This window comes from Nonomuraea sp. NPDC004580 (assembly GCF_040609855.1).
GTDB lineage: Bacteria > Actinomycetota > Actinomycetes > Streptosporangiales > Streptosporangiaceae > Nonomuraea > Nonomuraea salmonea.
Genome location: NZ_JBEXLH010000018.1, coordinates 102,087 through 126,086 on the forward strand (window position 1 = coordinate 102,087; position 24,000 = coordinate 126,086).

19 protein-coding genes are annotated in these 24,000 nt (G+C 71.2%); 11 read left to right on the forward strand and 8 right to left on the reverse strand.

Features of this window, described 5'->3' with window-relative positions; all coding sequences use genetic code 11:
* Positions 1 to 6: 6 nt before the first annotated feature.
* Positions 7 to 1,290 carry an MFS transporter gene (locus tag ABZW11_RS20580; protein WP_355419282.1) on the reverse strand — a complete coding sequence of 428 codons (1,284 nt, stop codon included), beginning with the start codon at positions 1,288 to 1,290 and terminating at the stop codon, positions 7 to 9.
* Between the two features lie 67 nt (positions 1,291 to 1,357).
* Here ABZW11_RS20580 and ABZW11_RS20585 point away from each other — a divergent pair, with 67 nt between their 5' ends.
* Positions 1,358 to 1,843: a MarR family transcriptional regulator gene (locus ABZW11_RS20585; protein ID WP_355419284.1), complete on the forward strand. Its 486-nt coding sequence runs from the start codon at positions 1,358 to 1,360 to the stop codon at positions 1,841 to 1,843.
* Between the two features lie 31 nt (positions 1,844 to 1,874).
* On the opposite strand, the gene holA is transcribed toward ABZW11_RS20585, so the two are convergent.
* The 7 genes from holA to ABZW11_RS20620 form a co-directional block, all read right to left on the reverse strand.
* Entirely contained in the window at positions 1,875 to 2,858 is a 984-nt protein-coding gene (gene holA / locus ABZW11_RS20590; protein WP_355419358.1) for a DNA polymerase III subunit delta, read from the reverse strand.
* Between the two features lie 388 nt (positions 2,859 to 3,246).
* Positions 3,247 to 5,775, reverse strand: a complete 2,529-nt coding sequence (locus tag ABZW11_RS20595) for a ComEC/Rec2 family competence protein (RefSeq protein ID WP_355419286.1) — start codon at positions 5,773 to 5,775, stop codon at positions 3,247 to 3,249.
* A 256-nt stretch (positions 5,776 to 6,031) separates the two neighbouring features.
* Complete coding sequence (locus tag ABZW11_RS20600; protein WP_355419288.1) at positions 6,032 to 6,445, reverse strand: ComEA family DNA-binding protein; 414 nt, start codon at positions 6,443 to 6,445, stop codon at positions 6,032 to 6,034.
* Positions 6,446 to 7,494: 1,049 nt separating this feature from the next.
* Complete coding sequence (locus ABZW11_RS20605) at positions 7,495 to 8,253, reverse strand: DegV family protein (protein WP_355419290.1); 759 nt, start codon at positions 8,251 to 8,253, stop codon at positions 7,495 to 7,497.
* Positions 8,254 to 8,401: 148 nt separating this feature from the next.
* Positions 8,402 to 9,610, reverse strand: coding sequence for an imidazolonepropionase (gene hutI / locus ABZW11_RS20610; RefSeq protein WP_355419292.1), 1,209 nt, complete (start codon positions 9,608 to 9,610; stop codon positions 8,402 to 8,404).
* A gap of 1,191 nt (positions 9,611 to 10,801) precedes the next feature.
* Entirely contained in the window at positions 10,802 to 12,214 is a 1,413-nt protein-coding gene (gene hflX / locus ABZW11_RS20615) for a GTPase HflX (protein ID WP_355419294.1), read from the reverse strand.
* Positions 12,215 to 12,322: 108 nt separating this feature from the next.
* Positions 12,323 to 13,015 (reverse strand): DUF4097 family beta strand repeat-containing protein, encoded by a 693-nt coding sequence (locus ABZW11_RS20620; protein ID WP_355419296.1) that lies wholly within the window; start codon positions 13,013 to 13,015, stop codon positions 12,323 to 12,325.
* 158 nt (positions 13,016 to 13,173) lie between these two features.
* Between ABZW11_RS20620 and aceB the strand changes: the two genes are divergently transcribed.
* The 10 genes from aceB to ABZW11_RS20670 form a co-directional block, all read left to right on the forward strand.
* Positions 13,174 to 14,751 carry a malate synthase A gene (gene aceB / locus ABZW11_RS20625; protein ID WP_355419298.1) on the forward strand — a complete coding sequence of 526 codons (1,578 nt, stop codon included), beginning with the start codon at positions 13,174 to 13,176 and terminating at the stop codon, positions 14,749 to 14,751.
* Positions 14,752 to 14,776: 25 nt separating this feature from the next.
* Entirely contained in the window at positions 14,777 to 16,213 is a 1,437-nt protein-coding gene (locus ABZW11_RS20630; RefSeq protein WP_355419360.1) for an FAD-linked oxidase C-terminal domain-containing protein, read from the forward strand.
* Entirely contained in the window at positions 16,210 to 17,403 is a 1,194-nt protein-coding gene (locus tag ABZW11_RS20635; RefSeq protein WP_355419300.1) for an FAD-binding oxidoreductase, read from the forward strand. The genes ABZW11_RS20630 and ABZW11_RS20635 overlap by 4 nt, the downstream gene beginning before the upstream one ends.
* 1 nt (position 17,404) lies before the next feature.
* Complete coding sequence (locus ABZW11_RS20640; protein ID WP_355419302.1) at positions 17,405 to 18,607, forward strand: heterodisulfide reductase-related iron-sulfur binding cluster; 1,203 nt, start codon at positions 17,405 to 17,407, stop codon at positions 18,605 to 18,607.
* Entirely contained in the window at positions 18,604 to 19,350 is a 747-nt protein-coding gene (locus ABZW11_RS20645) for an IclR family transcriptional regulator (protein ID WP_355419304.1), read from the forward strand. The genes ABZW11_RS20640 and ABZW11_RS20645 overlap by 4 nt, the downstream gene beginning before the upstream one ends.
* A gap of 18 nt (positions 19,351 to 19,368) precedes the next feature.
* Positions 19,369 to 20,109, forward strand: a complete 741-nt coding sequence (locus tag ABZW11_RS20650; RefSeq protein ID WP_355419306.1) for an IclR family transcriptional regulator — start codon at positions 19,369 to 19,371, stop codon at positions 20,107 to 20,109.
* A gap of 3 nt (positions 20,110 to 20,112) precedes the next feature.
* On the forward strand, positions 20,113 to 20,325 hold the full coding sequence (locus ABZW11_RS20655) for a DUF2277 domain-containing protein (RefSeq protein WP_355419308.1): 213 nt from the start codon (positions 20,113 to 20,115) through the stop codon (positions 20,323 to 20,325).
* 60 nt (positions 20,326 to 20,385) lie between these two features.
* Entirely contained in the window at positions 20,386 to 22,287 is a 1,902-nt protein-coding gene (locus ABZW11_RS20660) for a hypothetical protein (RefSeq protein ID WP_355419310.1), read from the forward strand.
* A 77-nt stretch (positions 22,288 to 22,364) separates the two neighbouring features.
* Entirely contained in the window at positions 22,365 to 23,249 is an 885-nt protein-coding gene (locus ABZW11_RS20665) for a hypothetical protein (RefSeq protein ID WP_355419312.1), read from the forward strand.
* Positions 23,250 to 23,631: 382 nt separating this feature from the next.
* Positions 23,632 to 24,000: response regulator (locus tag ABZW11_RS20670; RefSeq protein ID WP_355419314.1), on the forward strand; the 369-nt coding region annotated here is incomplete at its 3' end.

The following is a 24,000-nucleotide window of genomic DNA, read 5'->3' on the forward strand; positions in this document are numbered from 1 at the left end:
CGGACTTCACCCGCGCCGGCCGCGTCCTGGCGCCCAGGCGATGGCGATGAGGTTGGCGGCGGCGACCAGCACGCCGCCCACGACCGCCGGCGCGGCGATCCCGGCCACCCCGGCCAGCGGCGCGGCCACCGCCAGCCCGAACGGCCGCGACGCGAACGAGATCAGCTGATCGAACGACCGCACCCGCCCCAGCGCACTCTCCGGGACCTCATCGGCCACCACCGTCTCCCACAACGGGCTGAGCAGCCCCAGCCCGAACAGCGCCACACCGTAGGCCCCTGCCATGACCGGCAGCGGCGCCCCTGCTGCCAGCGCCGTCATCGGGAACACGTAACAGGCGGCCCCGATCTGAACGACGACCAGGGGCCGCCGGACCGGCAGCCGAGGTGCAAGGAACACGCCCAGCACCATTCCGACGGTGCCGCACTGCACGATGAGCGCCCAGCTCGCCTCACCGCCCAGATCCCGTACGGCGACGACCGGCCCCAGCGCCAGGAACAGCCCGGCCATGAAGTGCCACACGCCGTGCCCGACCACGCACGCCACGAACCAGGGCCGCCTGCTGATCTCCCGCCACCCCTCGACCAGCTCCCGCCCGAACGCAGGCCCCCGCGCCACCAGCTCCCGCCTGACCGGGAGCGGCCGGCGAACACCGCCAGACCCCAGCCCCAGGACCGGCGCCCGAACACCAGACCCCACCGCCGGGACCGGCGCCCGGACACCACCAGATCCCACCGCCGGGACCGGCGCCCGGACACCACCGAGCGTCAATGCCGAGCACGCGAACACCGCAGCCGTGACCCCCGCGGCCCACCCAGGCCCGGCGACCACCGTGATCGTCCCGGCGATCGCCGGCGCCGCCACCGCCGACAGGCTCGTCACCACCCCGATCCGCGCGTTCACCCGCAACCGATCCGGCCCGGGCACCACCGCCACCACGAGCCGCGGCACCGCAGGACTCCCGAACGCGATCGCCACCCCCGCCACCGCCGACAACAGGACCAGATCGGCCACCCGATAGACGCCGAGCAGCAGTTCCCCGGCGATGACCGCCTGCGACAGGCACCGGGTCAGGTCGGCGAGAAGCACCACCCGCGCGGGCCTGACCCGATCGGCCAGCACCCCGCCCACCGGCAGCAACACCAGCAACGGAACCAGCTCGGCCGCCAGCACCAGACCGAGCTCTCCCTCACCGCCCCCGGCCCGCAACACCGCCAGCGTCAAAGTGGTCGGAATGAGCGCCGTGCCCAGCGCGGACAGGCACCGCCCGATGAGAAGCCGCATCACCATGCCGGTGACAATATTTCGTTAGCGAACATTACGTCAACGAATTAATCACTGCCCTATGCTCCCAGGCATGGAGGACTCGGTCGATCGTCACCTGGCCCGCTGGCGCGGCAAGGCCCCCTTCGACGAACGGGTGGAGGCGATCGTGACCCGCCTGCAGTTCCTGGTGAAACACATCGTCCACACCAAGGAGGCGGCCCTGTCGGAGGTGGGCATGCAGGACTTCGAGTTCGAGACCCTGCACCGCCTCGTCGCCCGCGGGGGCGTGGCGACGCCGTCGGAGCTGGCCGCCGACCTCCTCCTGTCGCCGGCGGGCATGACGGGCCGCCTCGACACGCTGGAACGCTCAGCGCTCGTACGCCGGGTCCGCAGCACCGAGGACCGCCGCCGGGTGGACGTGGAGCTCACCTCGAAGGGTCACGACCTGTGGATGGAGGCCATGACCATCCGCGCCGAGGTCGAAGCCTCCATGATCAAGGCACTGTCCCCCGAGGACCAGGCCCACCTGGACGGCCTTCTCAAGAAGCTGCTCCACAACGCCGAAACCACCCGCTAGCCCGTACTCGAGCGATTCCGGAGGGCCGCACTCACCGTCCGGTGCGGCTCGCCACGATCACCTGCACCGCGTGCTCCAGGGCGTAAGCCGGATCCGCTCCCCCACCCTTGACCTGCTCATCGGCATGAGCCACCGCCTGGATCGCCCGCGACAACCCCTCAGGCCCCCACCCGTTGAGCTGCCGCTTCACCCGGTCGACCTTCCACGGCGGCATGCCCACATGACTGGTCAACTGCCCGCCCCGCAGGTTACGAGGCGCGCTGCCGACCTTGGCCAGCGAGCGCAACCCACCGGCCAGCGCACTGACCAGCAGCACGGGAGCGACACCGGTGCCGAGCGCCCACCTCAACTGCTCCAGCGCCTCCGCCAGCCGCCCCTCCACAGCCGAGTCGGCGACGTTGAACCCGGTCACCTCCGCCCGCCCCTTGTGATAGCGAGCCACCGACGCCGCACTGATCGTCTTGTCCTCGGTGTCGAACATCAACTGCGAACAGGCCGCCGCCAGCTCCCGCAGATCGTTCCCCACCGCGTCCAGCAGAGCCTGAGCCGCATCGCCCGAGATGTTCCGCCCGGCCCGCTTGAACTCCCCCTTGATGAACTCCATCCGTTCACCGGCCTTGGTGACCTTGCTGACCGTGACCACCTTGGCCCCGGCCTTCTTCACCCCATCGACCAGCGCCTTGCCCTTCACCCCACCCGGGTGGGCGAGCACCATCACGGTGTCCTCGGACGGCCGCTTCGCGTACGCCACGATCTCGGCGATGACGTCCTTGCCGAGATCCTGCGCCCCCCGGATCACCACGACGGACCGATCCCCGAACAACGAAGGGGACGTCAGCTGCGTCAACTCACCCGTCGTGACCTTGCTCCCGACGAGGTCATGCACGTCGACCCCGGGATCGACACTCCTGGCCGCCGCGACGACCCCACTGACCGCCCGCTCGGCCAGCAACTCCTCGTCGCCGACGACCAAGGTCACAGGTGCTGGATCGGTTCCCGCCATGTCAGGCAGCATGCCACGCCCCGCCGACAACTGGGTACTCGTAACCCACCGCTGAACACCGTCATACGCAGAGGCGCAACCAACTCCGCGAACGGCCGCCCAGCGCATCCGGTTACGACCCAGGGATCGGCCGAAGAACGCCAAGGCGGACGACATGCCCGAGAACGGACCGCCACGGGCCCAACCACGTGCTGCGCGGGACCGACCACGTGCGGGGCCGGACCCACCACGTGCAGGACGAGACCCCACCACGCGCAGGACGAGACCCCACCACGCGCAGGACGAGACCCCACCACGCGCAGGACGAGGACCCACCACGCGCGGGACGAGACCCACCGCATGCCGGACGGGACCGACCACATGAGGGACGGGACCGGAACAGCTCGGGCGGTTCGGGAAGCTAGGGGCCACGGGGAACCACTGCCAGGCCGCCGCCTTCTCGCTCCACCACCGCGAGGTCCCCCGACCGGTCCGTACGGTGGACCGTGAGGCCGAGCCGTCGCAGGAGACCCAGCGTGGACGTCGCCGGGTGACCGTAGTCGTTGCCGGCTCCGACGCTGATCAACGCGGCCCGCGCCCCCAGCGACGCCAGGAACTCGGGAGACTGCCTGTTGGACCCGTGGTGCGGCGTCTTGAGGATGTCGGCCCGTACGATCAACCGCCGCGCCAGCTCGTCCTGAGCCTCGGTCTCCAGATCACCGCCGAGCAGCATCGACCCGGACCGCCACTGCACGTGCATCACCACGCTCGAGTTGTTGATCGCGCTGCCCTCACCCTGCCCGTGCAGCTCACCCGCGGCCGGGTCGGGCGCGAGGACGGTCAGCTCCGACGGCCCGAACCGCCATCGGGTGCCCGGCGGCACGGTCCACTCGGGTATGCCGTGTCGCCGCAGCATGCCGGTGATGCGTCCCCCGGACCGCGCACCCGTACGCTGCGGGCTGACGACGACGGCCCCGACGCGACGGTTCCTGAGGACGCCCGGCAGCCCGTCCACGTGGTCGGCATGGGGATGCGTGAGAACGAGCAGCGGCACGTCCGAGACCCCGAGTCTCCGCAGGCACCGATCCATGACCACCGGATCCGGCCCCGTGTCCACGACCACGCCCCGGCCCGGACCGGCTGAGATGACCAGGCCATCGCCCTGCCCCACATCACACATGACCATCACCCACCCCTTGGGCGGCCACGACCCGGCGATGGGCCGGAGCACCAGCACCGCCACCAGGGCCGCCCCGGCCACCGTCAGCGCCACCGCACGCCAGGCCCGGCGTCTCATCACCGGAACCACCACGGCCACCGCGAGCACCAGCAAGCCGAGCCCGGCGAGCCCGGCAGGCCACGGCACGGTCGCGAACGGCACGGTCACCGCCCACCGGGACACCGTGATGATCCACCCGACCGCGTATCCGGCGGGAATCGCCAGCATCCGCGCCCCATCAAGCCAGAGCGGCGCGATCAACGCGGCACCGAACCCGAGCAGAGTCGCGGGCGCCACCGCCGGCGCGACGAGCAGGTTGGCGACCACCGCGACGGGTGTCAGCTGCCCGGCCATCAACACCAGGACAGGCGTCACCGCAAGCTGCGCCGCCGCAGGCACCGCCACCGCCTCCGCCACCCACCGCGGCCAGCGCACCACGCGCCGCCGTCCGCTCCCCGGCGACGCGTCAGGATCCGGTTGAGAGGCCGGACGTGCCTCCCCCACAACAGAGGAACCCGGCCCGGAAGGACCTGAGCCGACAACAGAGGCCCCCTCTCCGCTCTCCGGAACACGGGCAAGACCGGCAACGCCCCCCCTTCCACGCATCGCGTGGGGGGCTGCGCCGGTAGGTGAGGGGTCTGTCTCTGCGCTGTTCCCGGCCATCAGCTTGTCTCGCCAGCGTGGGGCGAGGAGGAGGATGCCGACGGTGGCCGTTACGGAGAGGGCGAAGCCGTATGAGCGGGCGAGTTCGGGCACGAACAGCATCAGGAACAGGACCGTCGCCGACAGGGCCGCGACGCCGTCCTTGGAGCGGCCCGTGCCCATCGCGATCGCGGCTGCCAGGCCCATGAGGAGGGCTCGCAGGACGCTCGGCGAAGGCCGTGCGACCACGGTGAACGCCAGCATCGCGACGGCGGCGAAGCCCGCCCGCAGGGGGAGGGAGAGGCCGACGAGCCGGGAGAGCGCGAGTGCCGCGCCTGCCACTATGGCGAGGTTGGCCCCTGACACTGCGTTCAGATGGCTGAGGCCGGCTTCCCTGAAGTCGGCTGTCACCTGCGGGTCCATGCGGGAGACGTCGCCCACGACCAGGCCGGGCAGGAGGCCGCGCTGGTCGGGAGGCAGTACGTCGGCCGCTGATCTCAGGCCCGACCTGATGGCGCCCGCCGCCGTCTGCAGGGTGGACGGGGGTGTCAGGAGGCGGGGCGTCCCACGGACGAGCAGGATCGCCGCCACGGATGTGCCCGGTGTCGGCTCGGCCAGGCGGCCGGTGACCTCGACCTCCTGGGTGGGCAGCAAGGTACGCCATGCCGGGCCCGTCGCGAAGACCGTGATGGGGACGTCCACTGCTTGCCGTGCCGTGGAGGTCTGGAGGACCTTGAGGGTCGCCGGGATCACGTAGCTTTCCTGCTGAGAGCGGCCGGTTCCGTTCGGTCTGCGTCTCGGGTCGTCGGTGAGGGCGATCTGGGCGGTGATGAAGGAGTTCTGTTCGGCTAATTCGGCGGTCGGGCCGGTGGTGAGGGCGTGGACGCGGAGAGCCACGGAGGCGGCCGTCGCCGCCGTGCCGATGAGGGTGGCGAGGATGATGTTCCGCCATCCCGGACTGATCCGGCGGGCAGGCTCCGTGCGGGTGCGGCCTTTCGGGGGTTGTCGGGTACGCCAGGCCATTACGGCGGCGACGGTCGCGACACCGGCGGCGGTGCTCAAACCGATGAGCGCGGTGCAGCCGAGCAAGGTCAGTGCGGTGGCCCAGGCAGCCAGAGCCGGAAGAGCCAGCGGCCATGCAGGCTCAGGCTTGGCAACGGAAGGCTCTTTCGGGACAGCCGGGCGCCGCTTCTGGCGGTCAGGACCGGGACCGGAGCCGCGGGCGACGGCGGCAGGAGCGCGCTTGAGGCCACGGGCAGCCGCGGATCGGCCGCCGAGCCCAGTGCCGAGCCCAGTGCCGAGCCCAGTGCCGAGGGGGTCGGGGGTGGGGTCGGGGGCGGGCATGTCAGACGCGGACCTTTGGTTTGATTTCCTCGAACTTTCTCGGGCCGATGCCTGAGACGTCCCGGAGTTGGTCGATCGTGGTGAAGCCGCCACGGCTGGTACGGAACTCCACGATGCGGGCGGCTAGGACCTCTCCTACGCCTGGGAGTTGTTCCAGTTGGTCGGGGGTGGCGGAGTTGAGGTCCAGGATGGCGGTGGCGGGGTCGGTCATCGGGGAGCCCGGTGCTGCGTGGCCTGGTGGGGCGCCCACGACTATCTGCTCGCCGTCGATCAGGCGTCTGGCGAGGTTGAGTTGTCCTGTGGAAGCGCCCTTGGACACGCCGCCGGCCGCCGACACGGCGTCCGCCACCCTTGAGCCTGCGGGGAGCAGGTAGATGCCCGGCTTGCGGATCTTGCCGGCGACGTGGACGGTCACCTTGGCGGCGGTGGTCGAAGGGGTGATCGGAGTCAGCGGGGTGATGGGGGCCGGCGGAGGCAGGGGTTGGGGCGTCGGCTGTGAGCGCCAGACAAGGAAGGCCGCCACCGCCGTGGCGAGCACCCCGATGGCGAGCAGGACGCGTAGACCTGGCTTCCCAGGGTCGAGAGTGGGGCTCTGCGCGGCCAGGAGCTTGCGTAGGGACTGGAGGGAGGCTGTCGCGGGGTTGGGGGTGGGGGCGGCCTTCGGGGCAGGGTGATCGGGCGCTGAGGGCCGAGGCGGTTGCGTGTCGGGGCCAAGCGGGGTCGCGACGTCCGTTGAGCGGCTGAGGTACGCGGACGCGGCGAGACCCGGCGAATGCTCCAAGGGCTCCGGCATCGGCAAGCCCGCTGAGTGTGTGAGGTACGCGGGCGTCAGGTGCAGCGGTGTCCCGAGGTCGGTTGACGGGTCGAGGTGCGGTGGCGCGGCGAAGTGCGCCTCTGGGTCTGGAAGTGAGGCATGGTGCAGCCACTCGGCGAGATCTGGTGGCGAGGCAGGGTGGAGTGGCGCTGCGGGGTCGTGAGGCGTGCCGGGGTGTGGCGGTGGCGGAAGGGCCGGTGCGGAACCGCCTCCCTGACCTCCGGGAGCGCGCTGCGGGACGCCGGGCGGCGGTGGTTCGAAGGGGAGGCCGGGAAGCCGGGCGGGTGCGGCGTTGTGAGGTTCGCTGGTAGCTGGGGTGATGGTTTTCGGCGGCCTATGGGCGGTGGTGGATCCTGGGGTGTCTTGGTAGGGCGGTTTGTAGGCGGGACCGATGCCGGTGGCCCAGGTCGGCCTGGTGAGGCGGCGGCGGGCGCGGCGGGCAGGCGCGATGATCGACCGTAGCCGGGACTCGGCTATGGCGCGTTCTGCCGTCAGATCGGGGGTTCGCACGGCAGCGAAGGTACGGCGAGGCGGTGGGCGGGGAAGGGCCGAGCCGCGTTCTGGGGATACTGGCCGGAACCTGTGCCGAGGGTGTGGACAAGCAGCGGCCCTGGTCGCTCATGTCTCCTTCGCGGAGGACGTACCTGCCGCTACGTGTCGCGGGGCGTGACGGTTACGCCGAGCATCCCCGGGCCGACGTGTACGCCGATCACCGCGCCCACCTCCACCACCCGCAACTCCCCCAGCCCGGGCACCCGCTTCGAGAGGCGTTCGGCGAGGCCATCGGCTCGTTTCCGGGCTCCCAGGTGCTGCACCGCCACGTCCACGGGATCGGTTCCCGCCGCCTCCACGGCCAGGTCCTCCAGGCGGGCGATGGCGCGGGAGGCCGTACGGACCTTCTCCAGGAGGGAGATGCGGCCCTCTGTGATGTGCAGCAGCGGTTTGATCATGAGGGCGGAGCCGACGAGGGAGGCCGCCGTGCCGATGCGGCCGCTGCGGCGGAGGTATTCGAGGTTGTCCACGTAGAAGAACGATCGGGTGCCACAGATGCAGCGGTTGGCGGCCGAGACCACCTCTTCCATGGGGGCGCCGTTCGTGGCGGCTCGGGCGGCGGCCAGTACGGGGTAGCCGAGGCCCATGGCGATCGAGCGGCTGTCGATCACGGCCACCGGTACGGCTGCTTCCCTGGCGGCGGCGCGGGCGGACTCGATCGTGCCGGACATTTCGCCGGAAAGATGGATTGAGACGATCGCCGATGCTCCGGCTGCGGCGAGGTCGGAGTAGCAGGAGGCGAAGCTGGCCGGTGAGGGGCGGGAGGTGGTGGCCGAGGTGAGGTCGCCGGTGAAGGAGCCCTCGTCGAAGGCACCTGAGGAGTCAGGCTGGGCGGCCGGCGCCCCGGAAGAGGACATGGGTGGTGCATCGGAAGCGGCGGCCGATGCGCCGGAAGCGCCCCTGGGGTTCACCTGTACGGGAACCACGGACACCCCGGGGACGGAACCGAGATAAGCGGTCGAATCGGTGACAACAGCGACCAAGGGCGGCATACACCGAGATTAACTACTGAACGGGCGTTCCACCCCGCCACACCCGGCGCGGCTTGAGACCGAAGGACCAGGCGAAGGCGCCCTCGTGGTCGGCGTCCCACTGGACGATGTCGGCCAGCCGCCCAGGCGCCAGCACGCCGCGGTCGGGAGCGCCCAGGACCGTGGCGCCGCCGAGGGTGGCCGCGCGCAGGGCGTCGTTGACGCTCATCCCGAACGCCGAGACCGCCATCGCGATCACCAGCGACATCGAGGTGATGCCGCAGTAGCCGGGGTTGTGGTCGCTGCCCAGGGCGATCTGCACGCCGTTCTTGATCATCTGGCGGACCGGCGGCAGGTGGCCGCGCTGCAGCGCCGTGGCCGGGCAGACGACGGCGGGGACGCCGTAGCGCGACATGATCGCGATGTCCTCGTCGGACATGTGGTGCAGGCCGTCGGCGGAGGCGCAGCCGAGCTCGGCGGCGAGCTGGACGGCGCCGCGGCGGCTGTAGATGCCGGCGTGGATGCGGGGCAGCAGCCCGACATTACGGCCGGAGGCGAGCACCCAGCGGGACTCCTCGGTCGTGAAGTAGCCCTCGTCGCAGTAGACGTCGACGCTGTCGGCGCCGGCCGCCGCCGCGTCGGCGCACCACGCGCCCACGGCCTCGACGTATTCGCGCTGCCTGCCGAAGTATTCGGGCGGCACCACGTGCGCCGCCAGGAACGTGACGTGCACCCGCGGCATCATCGGCTCCTTCTCCAGCTCGCGCAGGAGCCGCACGTCGGCCAGCTCGCCGTCGCGGGTGAGGTGGTAGCCGGTCTTGGCCTCGACCGTGGTGGTGCCGCTGAGCAGCCAGCCGCGCAGGCGCTCGCGTACGCCGTTGCACAAGGTCCACGGGTCGGTGCCGCGGGTGACGGTGACGGTGGATCCCACGCCGCCGCCGGCCGCGGTGATCGAGGCGGACGTGGAGCCACCCGTGCGGATCGCCAGCTCGGCGTAGCGGTTGCCGGCGTAGACGGGGTGCGTGTGTGCGTCGATCAGCCCGGGCGTGACGAGAGCGCCGCCCAGGTTTTCGACGTGATCGACGTCGACGATGTCATCGACGACGCCCGGCACGCTCTGCGGCAGGTCCGGCGCACGGCCGACCCACGCGATGCGGTCGTTGTGCACCAGGATGGCGGCGTTGCTGAGAACCTCGTTGCCGGTCCAGAGACGGCCGATGTTGGTCAGCAGTCGAACGGTCACCGCATCACCACCCCGCACGACCCCTCGTACGGGTGCAGAGCACAGCGCACGGCCGGCGCCGCGCCCACTGAGTCCGCTCCGGGTCCGGACGACATGGGGGGTCTCCTGCTCTCATCCGCATCGAGTAGTGCGGTGACCGTATCGCCGGACGCATGATCCAGCGATTTCAGTTCAGTTACGTTATTTCACATGTCGGGCTGCTGTACAGGGTTATTCGGAAGAAAGACCATTCATCCCAACCGTCACGCAGCCCCGCCTCGTCCCCACGGCCCCCGCTGACGACTTGAACACGCGCAGTCATCATCCGAAACCTAGAACCTGAACCCAAAATCAGACCAACGTTAGGTCTGGCTAATCCTAGCAACCCCAGGGGGGTGGGGACCACTGCCGCTTTTGGGGAGGTCTGCACGCTTTGTGGAGAGTGTCGCCCAACCACGGGGATGGGTACGGCCTCGCGCGTTTTAGCAGCGTATGCATATCGCAGGACCGGTCTATCACGGGACCGTTATACGGCATGTGCACGCAGCGCCACCACGCCGCCGCCACACCCACCGGCCCGACCCCCCATGAAGGCCCGGCCGGCGCACGGGAAGGGAGGAGGCCGGGGCCCGCGAAAGCCACCGGCGGCGGGGCTGCGAGCCCCGAGGCGCCCCGAAGAAGGCCCGAAGACGCCCCGCAGGAGCGGGGCCCGCCCTAGGGCCTCCAGGACCACGGCAGAGCGCCGCGAGGGGTCTCAAGACACACACGGAGCCGGGAAGGAGGTGCTTAGCCTGCGAGAGGGGGCCCTGACAGGGACGTGGCCGCAAGGGCATGAGGGCCCAGGGCCGCAAGAAGGCCGGACTGCAAGGAAGTGGGGCCGCACCGGGCGGGTGGGGTTCCGGGGTGGGGTTCCGGGGTGGGGTGGGGGTGGGTGGCGTGGGAGCGGATGTAGGCGAGCGTCGCGTTCATGGACGCTGGACGTTGCGCATCGGCTGTGACCTTCAGGGTGCCGCCCTGGAGGGCCGTCATTGCGGGAGGGTGCTGGGTGGGCGCCTCTCACAGGGAGAAGCGCCCGCCCAGGAAATGAGCGTGAGCGCCTCTCACGCGGAAAGGCGCTCACAAACGTCCTCTCACCTGGAGAGGCGCGGAAGTCCTCTTACGTGGAGAGGCGCTCACGAAGCCCTCACACGTGAAGAGGCGCTCACGAAGGCGTCAGATGGCGTGCTCCACCGGCTTGCCCACGCGCTCCAGCTCCTGCGACAAGCTGGGCAGGACACGGGCGTGCAGGATGGTGCCGTCCTCGACGTGGTCCACCGAGAGGACCTCGCCCTCCTTGTGGGCCCGCGAGATCAGGTCACCCCTGTCATAGGGCACCAGCAGGTGGACCTCGTGGTCGAGGCGCGGCAACCGCTCCTCGATGAGCTCCATCAGCTCGGGGATGCCGGCCCCGGTGCGCGCCGAGACGACGATGCTGTCGCGCTCGCGGCGGGCGATGCGGTCGAGCACCTCCTGGTCGGCCGCGTCGGCCTTGTTGATCACCACGATCTCGGGCACGTCGGAGGCGCCCTCGATGTCGGCGAACACCTCGCGGACGGCCGCGAGCTGCCCCTCGGGGTCGGGGTGCGAGCCGTCGACCACGTGGAGGATCAGGTCGGCGTCGGCGACCTCCTCCAGGGTGGAGCGGAACGCCTCGACGAGCTGGTGGGGCAGGTGGCGCACGAAGCCGACGGTGTCGGCGATCGTGAACAGCCTGCCTTCGGCCGTGCGCGCCCTGCGCACGGTCGGGTCGAGGGTGGCGAACAGCGCGTCCTCGACCAGCACGCCCGCGCCGGTGACGCGGTTGAGCAGCGAGGACTTGCCGGCGTTGGTGTAGCCGGCGATGGCCACGGCGGGCACCTCGCGACGCTGGCGCCGGTGGCGCATGGTGTCGCGCGAGGTGGACATGCCGCTGATCTGGCGGCGGAGCTTGGACATGCGCTCGCGGATGCGGCGCCGGTCGAGCTCGATCTTCGTCTCACCGGGGCCGCGGCCGCCGATGCCGACACCGCCGGCGGCGCGGCCGCCGACCTGGCGCGACAGGTTGCCGCCCCAGCCGCGCAGGCGGGGCAGCAGGTAGGACAGCTGGGCCAGCTCGACCTGGGCCTTGCCCTCGCGGCTCTTGGCGTGCTGGGCGAAGATGTCGAGGATGAGCGCTGTGCGGTCGATGACCTTGACCTTGACCGTCTCCTCCAGCTGGCGGAGCTGACCGGGGGTCAGCTCGCCGTCGCAGATCACGGTGTCGGCGCCGGTCGATTCGACGACGTCGCGCAGCTCCAGGGCCTTGCCGGAGCCGATGTAGGTGGCCGGGTCCGGCTTCTGGCGCCGCTGGATGAGCCCGTCGAGCACCTGCGACCCGGCGGTCTCGGCCAGGAGCTTGAGCTCCAGGAGAGAGTTCTCGGCGTCTTCCGCCGTGCCGTTGGTCCAGACCCCGACGAGGACGACCCGCTCGAGCCGCAACTGCCGGTATTCGACTTCGGTGACGTCTTGAAGTTCGGTGGACAGGCCCGCCACGCGGCGCAGAGCCTGACGGTCCTCAAGGTCCAGGTCGCCGGTCTCGATCGGGTCGAGCGCGGGAAATTCGTGCATACGTGTCATCTCTATGAGGGAACGTCTGGACACCTCGATGTCTTCCCACGATGGTGGCATGACACCCACGGCGCGAGCACCTGGTTATCAGGGTGGTCCCACAGACTGTCAAGAGGGCGAGACGGCGATGTCGCCGGAGCCCGCGGTGACGGAGATCTTGTTCGGGGCGCCCTTGTCCTGCTTGACGTCGAGGGCGAGGTCGCCGGAGCCGACTTCGCTGTCCACCGCGTACGCCTGGTCCGGGACGTGCAGGCTGATGTCGCCCGAGCCGGTCTTGAGCCGGACGTCCTCGGGTGCGGCGGCGTACTTGAGCTCGATGTTGCCCGAGCCCAGCTCGGCGTTGAGCTTCTTGCCGGCCAGCCCGGCCGCGTCCACGTCACCCGAGCCGGCGTTCAGGTCGATCTCGCCGGTGCTGTCCCTGAGGGTGAGGTTGCCGGAGCCCGCCTCCAGGTTCAGCCGCAGGCCCTTGGGCACCTCGATCTTGTAGTCGACGCTGCAGCTCCCCCACTCCGACGGGCAGTCATAGGTGACGAACAACTCCTGGCCGTTCACCCTGTGCTCCGGCTGCGGCTTGTCGTCGCCACGCCAGTGAAGGGTTTCGACGACGCGGATGCCGCCGCCGCCCGTCTCGGTGACGACGGCGTCGCCCGACCTGGAGACCAGTCTCAGCGTGGCGACCTTGTCGGTCACCTCGTACGACACCGTGTCCTCGTTGTTGGGACCGGCGAGGCTCCCCAGCCCGCAACCGGCCAGCAGCAAGGTCGAGGCCAGCAGCCCGCCGGCGATCGCGATCGTCTTCATGGAGAGGATCCTCCCCGCGCGGGCAGGGGTGTCGCATCGGGGATGACCCCTGGTTGGTCCCGGGGGCACCCCGACCTTTGACCGGCTGTGCGCGTAAGGGTAGTTTCACTTCCACAATCCAGAATTCACTTTCCACCATATGGAAAAGGGAGAGGCTCATGGAGATCACCGGCCCGATGCTCGACCGGTTCGACGAGATCCTCACGCCGGAGGCGCTCGCGTTCGTGGCGACTCTCCAGCGGGAGTTCGGCGCGCGGCGGCTGGAGCTGCTGGAGGCCCGCCAGGCCAGGCAGGCGGAGCTGTCGGCGGGCGGCACGCTCGACTTCCTGCCGGAGACCAAGGAGATCAGGGAGGGCGAGTGGCGGGTCGCGCCGCCGGCGCCCGGCCTGGAGGATCGCCGCGTCGAGATCACCGGGCCGGTCGACAAGAAGATGACCATCAACGCGCTCAACTCGGGCGCGAAGGTGTGGCTGGCCGACTTCGAGGACGCCAACTCCCCGCTGTGGGAGAACTGCGTGGCCGGTCACCTCAACCTGCGTGACGCGCTCGACCGCGCGATCGACTTCGAGACCGGCGGCAAGACGTACGCGCTCAAGCCCGATGACGAGCTGGCCACGGTGGTCGTGCGCCCGCGCGGCTGGCACCTCGACGAGAAGCACGCCCTGGTCGACGGGAAGCCGGTGTCGGGGTCGCTGTTCGACTTCGGGCTCTACTTCTTCCACTGCGCGCAGCGGCAGATCGACAAGGGCAAGGGCCCCTACTTCTACCTGCCGAAGATCGAGTCGCACCTGGAGGCGCGGCTCTGGAACGACGTGTTCGTCAGGGCGCAGGAGCTGCTCGGCGTCCCGCAGGGCACGATCAGGGCGACGGTGCTCATCGAGACGTACCCGGCGGCGTTCGAGATGGAGGAGATCCTCTACGAACTGCGCGAGCACTCGGCGGGGCTCAACGCGGGCCGGTGGGACTACCTGTTCAGCGTGATCAAGAAGTTCCGCACGCGGGGGCGGGAGTTCCTGCTGCCCGAGCGCAACGCGGTGACGATGACGGCGCCGTTCATGCGCGCGTACACCGAGCTGCTGGTGCGCACCTGCCACAAGCGGGGCGCGCACGCGATCGGCGGGATGGCGGCGTTCATTCCCTCGCGGCGCGACTCCGAGGTCAACGCGGTGGCGCTGGAGAAGGTGCGGGCGGACAAGACGCGCGAGTCCAACGACGGCTTCGACGGCTCGTGGGTGGCGCACCCCGACCTGGTGCCGATCTGCCGCGAGGTGTTCGACGGCGTGCTCGGCTCGCGGCCCAACCAGCTCGACCGGCTGCGCGAGGACGTCAGCGTGTCCGCGGCCGAGTTGCTCGCGGTGTCGGACACGCCGGGCGAGATCACCGAGGCCGGCCTGCGCAACAACGTGGACGTGGGCCTGCGCTACCTCGCCGCCTGGATGGGCGGGCAGGGCGCGGCGGCCATCCACAACCTCATGGAGGACGCCGCCACCGCCGAGATCTCGCGCTCGCAGATCTGGCAGTGGATCCACAACGACATCACGCTGGCCGACTCCGGCGAGCAGGTGACGAAGGAGCTCGTGGAGCGGATCATCGGGGAGGAGCTGGCCAAGATCTCCGGGGAGCCGGGCTACGACGAGGGGCTGTTCCGGCAGGCGACGGAGCTGTTCAAGCAGGTGGCACTGGACGACGACTTCGCGGAGTTCCTGACCCTTCCGGCCTATGCTCAAATGCCATAAAGAAGCGGACAAAGGGGGATCGGTGATGGAGACGCTGATCGCGGCGCTGCGCTCGCTGCTGCCTCACGACGCGGTGATCACCGATCCCGTACGCCTGCGCACGTACGAGTGCGACGGCCTGACCTACCACCGCGCCACCCCCGGCGTCGTCGTGCTGCCGGAGACCGCCGAGCAGGTCGCCGCCGTGGTGCGCCTGTGCAACGAGCACGGCGTGCCCTTCGTGGCCCGCGGCTCGGGCACCGGCCTGTCGGGCGGCGCGCTCCCCCGCGAGGACGGCGTGCTCATCGTCACCTCGAAGATGCGCGCGATCCTGGAGATCGACCTGCCCAACCGCAGGGCCGTGGTGGAGCCGGGCGTGACGAACCTGGCCATCACCGAGGCCGTGCGCGCCCAGGGCTACTACTACGCCCCCGACCCCTCCAGCCAGCAGGTCTGCTCGATCGGCGGCAACGTGGCGGAGAACTCGGGCGGCGCCCACTGCCTCAAGTACGGCTTCACGGTCAACCACGTCGAGGCGTGCGAGATCGTCACTCCCGACGGTGACCTGGTGACGCTCGACCGCATGGACCCCGGCTACGACCTGCTGGGCGCGTTCATCGGGTCGGAGGGCACGCTGGGCATCGCGACCAAGATCACCGTACGGCTGAGCCGCGCGCCCGAGGCGGTGACCACGGTGCTGGCCGCGTTCGAGAGCATCGAGCAGGGCGGCAGGGCGGTGTCGGCGATCATCGGCGCGGGCATCGTGCCCGCCGCGATCGAGATGATGGACGCGCTCGCCATCGAGGCGGCCGAGGCCGCGGTGGCCTGCTCCTATCCCTCGGGCGCGGGCGCGGTGCTCATCGTCGAGCTCGATGGGCCCGCCGCCGAGGTCGAGCGGCAGTTCGCGCGGCTGCGGGAGATCTGCTCCGAGGCGTTCGAGCTGCGGGTGGCGGCCGACCCGGCGGAGCGCGCGGCGATCTGGAAGGGCCGCAAGTCGGCGTTCGCCGCCGTCGGGCGGATCAGCCCGGCGTACATCGTGCAGGACGGCGTGGTGCCGCGCACGTCCCTGCCGGCCGTGCTGGCGGCCATCGACCGGCTGTCGGAGGAGCACGACATCAGGGTGGCCAACGTCTTCCACGCCGGCGACGGCAACTTGCATCCGCTGGTGCTGTTCGACGACGGCGACCCGGGCGCGGGCGAGCGGGCCGAGGTGGTGTCGGGGGCGATCCTCGACCTGTGCATCGAGCACGGCGGCTCGATCACCGGCGAGCACGGGGTGGGGGTGGACAAGTCGCGGTACATGCCGAAGATGTTCAGCGCCGACGACCTCGACACCATGCAGCTGGTGCGCTGCGCGTTCGACCCCGAGGGGCTGGCGAACCCGGGCAAGGTGTTCCCCACCCCGCGCCTGTGCGGCGAGGTGCCGGGCAAGCGCAAGGGCGTGCATCCGCTGGTCGAGTCGGGGAAGGCGGAGCAGTTTTGAGCGACACGATCGGCGGGGTCACGACCCGGCAAGCTGGGCCGGACGACGCGGTGGCCGGGGTGCGGCCCCGCTGGGTGGTGCTGCCCGAGAGCGTCGAGGAGATCGCGGCCGTGCTGCGGGCCTGCGCGGAGCGGGACCTCGCGGTGGTGCCCGCCGGCGGCGGCACGAAGCTGCACTGGGCACCGCCGCCCGAGCGCTGCGACGTGCTGCTCGACATGTGCTGCATGAACGAGGTGCTGGAGCACGCGGCAGGCGACCTCGTGGTGCGCGCGCAGGCCGGGGTGACGATGGGCGCGCTGTCCGGCGTGCTCGCGGGCGAGGGTCAGGAGCTGGCGCTCGACGTGCCGTTCGCCGAGGACGCCACGGTCGGCGGCACGCTGGCCACCGGAGGGCCGGCGGGCCCGCGCGCGTTCCGCTACGGCACCGCCCGCGACCTGCTCATCGGCATCACGGTCGTGCTGCCCGACGGCACGATCGCCCGCTCGGGCGGCAAGGTCGTCAAGAACGTCGCGGGCTACGACCTGGGCAAGCTGTTCACCGGCTCGTACGGCACGCTCGGCGTCATCGCCGAGGCCACGTTCCGCCTGCATCCGCTGCCGCCCGGCCGCCGCTGGGTGGTCGCCCTCCTCGACATCGCGAAGGGCGACGTCGCGAAGGCGGCGGAGCTGGCGGCCTCGCAGGCCGAGCCGAGCGCGGTCGAGATCGACAGGCCCGCCCCTGACGCGCCGATCACGCTCGCCGCGCTGGTCGAGGGCACGGCGGCGACCGGCAGGGCGGCGGCGCTGCGCGACTTGATCGGCGCGGGCGAGATCACCGAGGAGCCGCCGCCGTGGTGGGGGCGCATCCTCGCCGACGAGGTGCTGATCGAGCTGCGGTTCCCGCCTGCGGCGACGGCAGCCGTGCTCGATGCGGCCGACGCCACCGGGATGGCGCTGCGGGGCTCGCCGGTGCGCGGGCGGTTGCTGCTGGAGTCGGGGCAGGCGGTCGCGGAGGGCGAACTGGCCGCCATCGTGTCCGGGCTGCGCGCTCAGGTCGAGGCGATCGGCGGGCGGGTGCACGTGCTCGCGGCGCCGTACGCGAAGGTCGACAGGTGGGGACAGGTGGGTGCGCTGCCGTTGATGCGGCGGGTCAAGGAACGGTTCGATCCCGGTCGCAGGATGTCTCCAGGCCGGTACGTGGGAGGCGTGTGACGTGGACCCGGAGCTGATCAACGACTGCGTGCACTGCGGGTTCTGCCTGCCGACGTGCCCGACGTACGCGCTGTGGGGCGAGGAGATGGACTCGCCGCGCGGCCGCATCCACCTGATGCAGCAGCACGTCGAGGGCACCCCCGTCACGCCCGAGATGGCCGGGCACTTCGACGCCTGCCTGGGCTGCATGGCCTGCGTGACGGCGTGCCCCTCTGGGGTGCGCTACGACCGGCTGATCGAGCAGACCAGGGTGGAGGTGGAGCGTCAGCACGTACGCGAGCCGCAGGAGCGGGCCGTGCGCGGCATCGTCTTCAACCTGTTCCCCTACCCGCGCAGGCTGCGCATGCTGCGCCCGACGATGTGGCTGGCCAGGCGGATGGCGCCGTTCCTCGAGCGGGCGAACCCGAGCCTGGGCGCCATGGCGGCGCTGGCGCCCCGCGTCGAGCGGCGGCAGCGCCTGCCGCGCCTGGTCAGGGCCAGGGGCGAGCGCCGCGCCACGGTGGGGATGCTCACCGGGTGCGTGCAGCGGGAGTTCTTCCCGCAGGTCAACGCGGCCACCGCGCGGGTGCTCGCGCTGGAGGGCTGCGACGTCGTGGTGCCGCAGGAGCAGGGCTGCTGCGGGGCGCTCAGCGTGCACTCGGGGCTCGACCGGCAGGCGGGGCGGCTGGCGCGCAGGACGGTGGAGGTGTTCGAGCGGGCCGGGGTCGACACGGTCGTGGTCAACGCGGCGGGCTGCGGCTCCACCATGAAGGAGTACGCCGAGCTGCTCGGCCGCGAGCCGGGCTTCCGGGTCATGGACCTGTCGGAATATCTGGCCGAGCTGGGCCCGGTGGCCAAGCGGCACCCGCTGCCGCTCACGGTGGCCTACCACGACGCCTGTCACCTGGCTCACGCCCAGGGCGTGCGGGCGCAGCCGCGCGAGCTGCTGGTCGGCATCCCCGGCCTGGAGGTGCGCGAGATCCCCGACTCGGCGATCTGCTGCGGCTCGGCGGGCACGTACAACCTGCTGCAGCCGCAGGCCGCGCGCGACCTCGGCGACAGGAAGGCGGCCTCGGTGCGCACGACGGGGGCCGAGCTGCTGGTGTCGGCCAACCCGGGCTGCACGATGCAGATCGCCGCCGCGATGAAGCGCGCGGGCACCGACATCAGGGTCGCCCACACCGCGGAAGTGCTCGACGCCTCCCTGCGCGGGGTCACGCTGTGAGCGTCCAGTCCGTGGAGCGGGCTCTTGACGTGCTGGAGGCGCTGGCCGAGCACGGGGGCGAGGCGGGGCTGTCGGAGATCGCGGCGCGTACGGGCCTGCCGTACGGCACGATCCACCGGCTGCTGCAGACGCTGCTGTCGCGCGGCTACGTCCGGCAGGAGTCCGACCGCCGCTACGCGCTCGGCGGCGGGCTGGTCCGGCTGGGCGGCATCGCGGAGAGCATGGTGGGGGTGTGGGCGCAGCCGTACCTGACGAAGATGGTCGAGCTGTCCGGCGAGACCGCGAACCTGGCCGTGCTGGAGGGCGACTTCGTCGTCTACGTCGCGCAGGTGCCCTCGCCGCGCAGGCTGCGGATGTTCGCCGAGGTGGGCAGGCGGGTGCTGCCGCACAGCACGGCGGTGGGCAAGGTGCTGCTGGCCGGGCGGCCTGCGGCGGAGGCGCTGGCGGTGTTCGAGCGCACCGGCATGCCGCGCCGCACGCCCAACACGATCACCGAGCTGCCCGCGATGCAGGCGGAGCTGGAGGCGGTCAGCAGCCGGGGCTACGCGCTCGACCTGGGCGAGGAGGAGCTGGGCGTGCACTGTCTCGCGGTGCCGGTGCGGGACGGGAGCCGGGTGGTCGCGGCCATGTCCGTCTCGGGCCCCGCCGAGCGCATCGACGCCCTCGACCGCGACGACCTGGCCGCCGGCATGCGGGAGATCGCATCGCAGTTCGGTGACGAGCTGGGACCGATCGCCGACTGAACGATATTCTGTTGCGCTATGAGCAACAGCACGTCGGTCCAGTCGGTCGATCGTGCCATCGCGATCTTGGAGATCCTCGCCCGCGACGGCGCCAGCCGGGTCACGGACCTGGCGACCGAGCTGGACGTACACAAATCCACCGCCTTCCGCCTGCTATCGGCCCTCGAACAGGGCGGGCTCGTCGAACAGAGCGGCGATCGCGGGCGCTACCGGCTCGGGTTCGGCGTCGTGCGGCTGGCCGGCGCGGCCACCGCCCGCCTCGACCTGTCGGGCGAGAGCCGCCCCGTCTGCCTGCGCCTGGCCGAGGAGATCGGCGAGACCGTCAGCGTGGCGGTGCCGCGCAACGGCGACGCGGTCAACATCACGCAGGTGCGCGGCCCCGCCGCCATCAGCGGCCACAACTGGGTCGGCCAGCGCACCCCCTCCCACGCGACCTCCAGCGGCAAGGTGCTGCTCGCCTTCGGCGCGCTGCGGCCGCCCGCCGAGCTGGAACGCTACACGCCCAACACCATCACGTCGGCCGACGACCTGGGGCTGGAGGAGATCAAGGAGCGCGGCTGGGCCACCGCCGTCGAAGAGCTGGAGGTGGGGCTCAACGCCGTCGCCGCGCCGATCAGGGGCTCCGACGAGTCGGTGGTGGCCGCCGTCAGCGCGTCGGGCCCGTCGTACCGGCTGACGCAGGAACGGCTGCCCGAGGTGGGGGCGACCCTGGTGGCGGGCGCGAACGAGATCAGCCAGCGCATCGGCTATTACGGTTGAGACATGTGTAGAAGCATCAAGACCCTCCGCCCGCCGTACACCGAGAGCGTGACAGAGGAGGACGTGCGGGCGGCCGCGCTGCAGTACGTCAGGAAGATCTCCGGCTTCCGCGCGCCCGCGGCGCACAACGCGGAGGCGTTCGACCGCGCGGTCGAGGCGATCACCAGGGCGTCGGAGGAGCTGCTCAGCGAGCTGCAGGTCCGCGGGAGCCGTTGACAGGTCCTGCGCGCGGGATCAGTGTCCCGGTATGACCCCTTAGCGATCCCAGGAGCTCCCATGATCAGCGGGTTGTACGAGGGACAGGACGGCGACTCGCGGCTGGCGCTCCGCGTCGACGTCGACGGGCCGCGGCCGACCGGGCGGGTGAGCGGTGACCTGTTCACCGTGGCGGGCGCGACCACCTCCTACGCGGGCTCGTTCGTGGTGCACGCCCCCGACGTGCGCGACGGGCTCATCCACGGGCGCGGCGACTTCACCTTCGACGTGCCCGACCGCGACGTGCGGGTCGAGCTCGCCGACGGGGCGGGCAGGGCGGTGGTGGCGGGGCGGGCGTACCCGGTGGTGTTCGCCTCCCCCTACTTCCGCAGCGTGCTGCTCGAACAGGACTCCGTGATCGGGTCCGCGCCGTTCGCGTCGTACCGGACCGGCACGCTGCCGGGGCCGGCCGCCTCGCCCGACAGGGAGCTGACGGTGGCGGCCGCGTACGCGGAGGCCGGCGTCGAGCTGCGGGTGACCGAGCCCGAGGTGATCCCGGTCGAGGGGTCGGGCGCCGACCTGGCGTGGGACGACGCTGAGCTGCACCACGCGATGACCCGGCACTTCGGCGCGTTCGGCGACGCGCCCGCCTGGCGGGTGTGGCTGCTGGTGGCCGGCAAGCACGTCGGCGGTTACCGGGGCATCATGTTCGACTACGACGACGCGCACCAGCGGCAGGGCTCCGCGGTCTTCTACGACGCGATCAAGGGGGACACGCCGGAGTCGCGGCGGGCGCAGCTGCGCACGTACGTGCACGAGCTCGGCCACGCCTTCAACCTGCTGCACTCCTGGCAGAAGAACCTCGCCGGCCCGCCCCAGCCCCTCGGCCCCGACGGCGGCTTCGGCGACCTGTCGTGGATGAACTACGCGTGGAACTACCGTCCCGGCGGCGAGCCCGCGTACTGGGCGGCCTTCCCGTTCCAGTTCACCGACGCCGAGCTGGTGCACCTGCGGCACGGCTTCTACCGCGACGTCGCCATGGGCGCGAACGCCTTCGGCCGGGGCGCCGCCGAGATCGACCCCTTCGAGCGGCCGGTCGAGGACCGCTCCGGGTTACGGCTGGAGCTGCGCGCCAAGGAGTCGTTCGAGCTGGGCGAGCCGGTCGTGGTCGAGCTGAAGCTGTCGTGCGCGGGCGAGCCGGTGACCACGCACGGCCACCTGCACCCCGACACCGAGTTCACCCAGGTCTCGATCACCCGGCCGGACGGCTCGACCGTGCTGTACCGGCCGATGATGCGGCACTGCGTGGACGGCTCGACGGACGTCAGGCTCGATGCGGGCAACCCGGCGATGTACCGCAGCGCGTACGTCGGGCACGGCCGCGACGGGCACTACTTCCAGCAGCCAGGCGAGTACCGGGTACGGGCCCAGTACATCGCCGCCGACGGCTCCCGCATCGTCTCCCCCGCCTGCCCGGTCAGGGTGCGCCTCCCGGTGAGCCGCGCCGACCACGAGGTGGCCGAGCTGATGCTGGGCGAGGAGCAGGGCAAGCTGTTCTCGCTGCTCGGCTCCGACGCGCCCGAGCTGCGCGCCGGCAACCTGGCGCTGGACGAGCTCATCAACCGGCACGGCGGCCACCCGCTGGCCGTCTACGCCCGGCTGGTCAAGGGGCTCAACGCCGAGCGGGAGTTCAAGGAGCTGACGCCGGGCGGGCTGCGGGTCCGGCCGCCCGACCCCGAGCAGGGCATCGAGCACCTCGGTGAGGTCGTCCGCGCGGGCAGCATCGACAACATCACGCTCAACCTGGCGATGCGCCGCCTGGCCAGGGCCGAGGCGCGGCAGGGCGACCTGGGCCGGGCGAACGCCGTCATGGACGCGATGGTCGCCACGTTCCAGGCGAAGGGCGTCAACCCCATCGTCATGGGACAGATCCGCCGCCAGGCCGAGCTGACGAAGTCGGCGCTCAGCGCCGAAGCGCCCTGACACCGGCGGTCAAGCCGCCCGCAAGGTGATCTCCCTATCGTGGCCGTGTTCCCCGGCTTCTGACATGGGAGGACCGAGTGCTCTCACCTCAGCGGCGTGCCGCCGTCAACGTGCTGCTGCCGTGGCTCTTCGCCAGACAGGTGTTCAAACCCCAGGTCGGCACGGGGAAGAAGGACAGGCTGCTGGACCGGCTCGCGTTCTGGCGGTCGGCGACCGGCCTGGTGATGATCGTGATCGCGACGTCGAATTACCAGCACATCATGTTCGTCTCGGGCAGCCTCGGGCTGAAGGTCGTGCAGAGCGGCGTGGTCGCGCTGCTCCTGCCGCCGCTGGCGTTCGTCGTCCTGCTGCTCGTGACCCGGCCCGGCCTGCGCGGCACGCTCATGCCCGGCGCGCGGCGGCTGCTCGCCCGCGCGGGGCTCGCGGTGGCGGTCGTCGCGCTGCCGTTCGTCACCTGGTCCTTGCTGGTGGCAGCGGGCGACGGCACCGTCGCGATCTCGCTCCCGGACGCCGGGGTGGGGACGTTGTTCCTCATCCTGCTGTCTCCGCTGCTCTTCCTCTGGTTCTGGTGCTTCTGGGGGTGCACGCTCTACTGGGCGGCGCGCACCGGGCTGTGGAGCGCCGAGCTGCACCCGCTGCTCGCGCCGGTCGGCACGACGGCCGTCATGCTGCTGGTCACCGGTCTGGAGCTGAGCGAGGGCGACGCGAAGGGCGTGCCGTTCTGGCTGTGGCTGACACTCAACCTCTGCGGGGTCGTCTCGTCCCTGACGCTGGCCGTGCTGGAGTACCGGCACCTGCGCGAGGCCGGTCACCGGTGGCGCGAGGGGCCTGATCAGTGCTCGCGTACGACGGGGGCGCCGCCCGAGCAGACGATGGTCAGCTCGACCTCCTCGCCCTCGTCCGGCTCGAACTCCACCTTCGCCTCGCCCGCCGGCCCCGGCTCCACACCGTCCACCTTGTAGTCCTGGGCCGGGCTCCACGAGCGCAGCGTGACCAGGCCGCCGTCGCAGGAGGCGATCACCGTGCCGCCCGCGCTGCGGATCAGCCGGCTCTGCCCGGTCTGCGTCGCCGCGGGGGCCGGGGTGGCGGCGCTGCGAGTGGTGGCCGTGGCCAGCTCCGCGCGCACCTCCTCGGGGCCCAGCACGTGGCTGCCGGAGCCGGTCAGTCCGTTGCCGAGCAGGCCGAGCACCGCCACGGCCGCGCCGGTGGCGGCGATCGCGGTGGCGGCCCAGGCCGCGACCAGTCTCTTCATCCTGCTCAGGTTCTCCCCTGTCCGGCTAACGCCAGGTTAAGGCGACGCTAAGGCTGCTCTATGCAGGGCCGGAAAGCGTCTACGTTCTTCGTATGGCAGACATCCTGCTCATCGAGGACGACGTGGCGATCCGTACGGCGCTGAGCCGGGGGCTGCGGGAGCTCGGCCATGCCGTCTCCTCCTCCCCCACCGCCATGGACGGGCTGCGGCTGGCCGTCCAGGACCGGCCCGACCTGATCGTGCTCGACCTCGGGCTGCCCGACCTCGACGGCGTGGAGCTGCTGCGCATGCTGCGGGCGGTCAGCCGGGTGCCGGTCATCGTGGCCACGGCCCGTGACGGCGACGCCGAGATGGTGCCCGTGCTCGACGCGGGCGCCGACGACTACGTGGTCAAGCCGTACAGCGCGCTCAACTATCGTCGGCTAAGGAATGAAGGTGATGAACGTGGACGACCCCCGGGT

Bases quoted from the DNA above. Each gene is read 5' to 3' on its own strand.
- ABZW11_RS20605 (WP_355419290.1), bottom strand. From the start codon at position 8,253: ATGTCCTCTTCCGGGGCGCCGGCCGCCCAGCCTGACTCCTCAGGTGCC.
- hflX (WP_355419294.1), bottom strand. From the start codon at position 12,214: ATGCACGAATTTCCCGCGCTCGACCCGATCGAGACCGGCGACCTGGAC.
- ABZW11_RS20650 (WP_355419306.1), top strand. From the start codon at position 19,369: ATGAGCAACAGCACGTCGGTCCAGTCGGTCGATCGTGCCATCGCGATC.
- ABZW11_RS20660 (WP_355419310.1), top strand. From the start codon at position 20,386: ATGATCAGCGGGTTGTACGAGGGACAGGACGGCGACTCGCGGCTGGCG.
- holA (WP_355419358.1), bottom strand. From the start codon at position 2,858: ATGCTGCCTGACATGGCGGGAACCGATCCAGCACCTGTGACCTTGGTC.
- ABZW11_RS20630 (WP_355419360.1), top strand. From the start codon at position 14,777: ATGGAGACGCTGATCGCGGCGCTGCGCTCGCTGCTGCCTCACGACGCG.
- aceB (WP_355419298.1), top strand. From the start codon at position 13,174: ATGGAGATCACCGGCCCGATGCTCGACCGGTTCGACGAGATCCTCACG.
- ABZW11_RS20580 (WP_355419282.1), bottom strand. From the start codon at position 1,290: ATGGTGATGCGGCTTCTCATCGGGCGGTGCCTGTCCGCGCTGGGCACG.
- ABZW11_RS20655 (WP_355419308.1), top strand. From the start codon at position 20,113: ATGTGTAGAAGCATCAAGACCCTCCGCCCGCCGTACACCGAGAGCGTG.
- ABZW11_RS20620 (WP_355419296.1), bottom strand. From the start codon at position 13,015: ATGAAGACGATCGCGATCGCCGGCGGGCTGCTGGCCTCGACCTTGCTG.
- ABZW11_RS20585 (WP_355419284.1), top strand. From the start codon at position 1,358: ATGGAGGACTCGGTCGATCGTCACCTGGCCCGCTGGCGCGGCAAGGCC.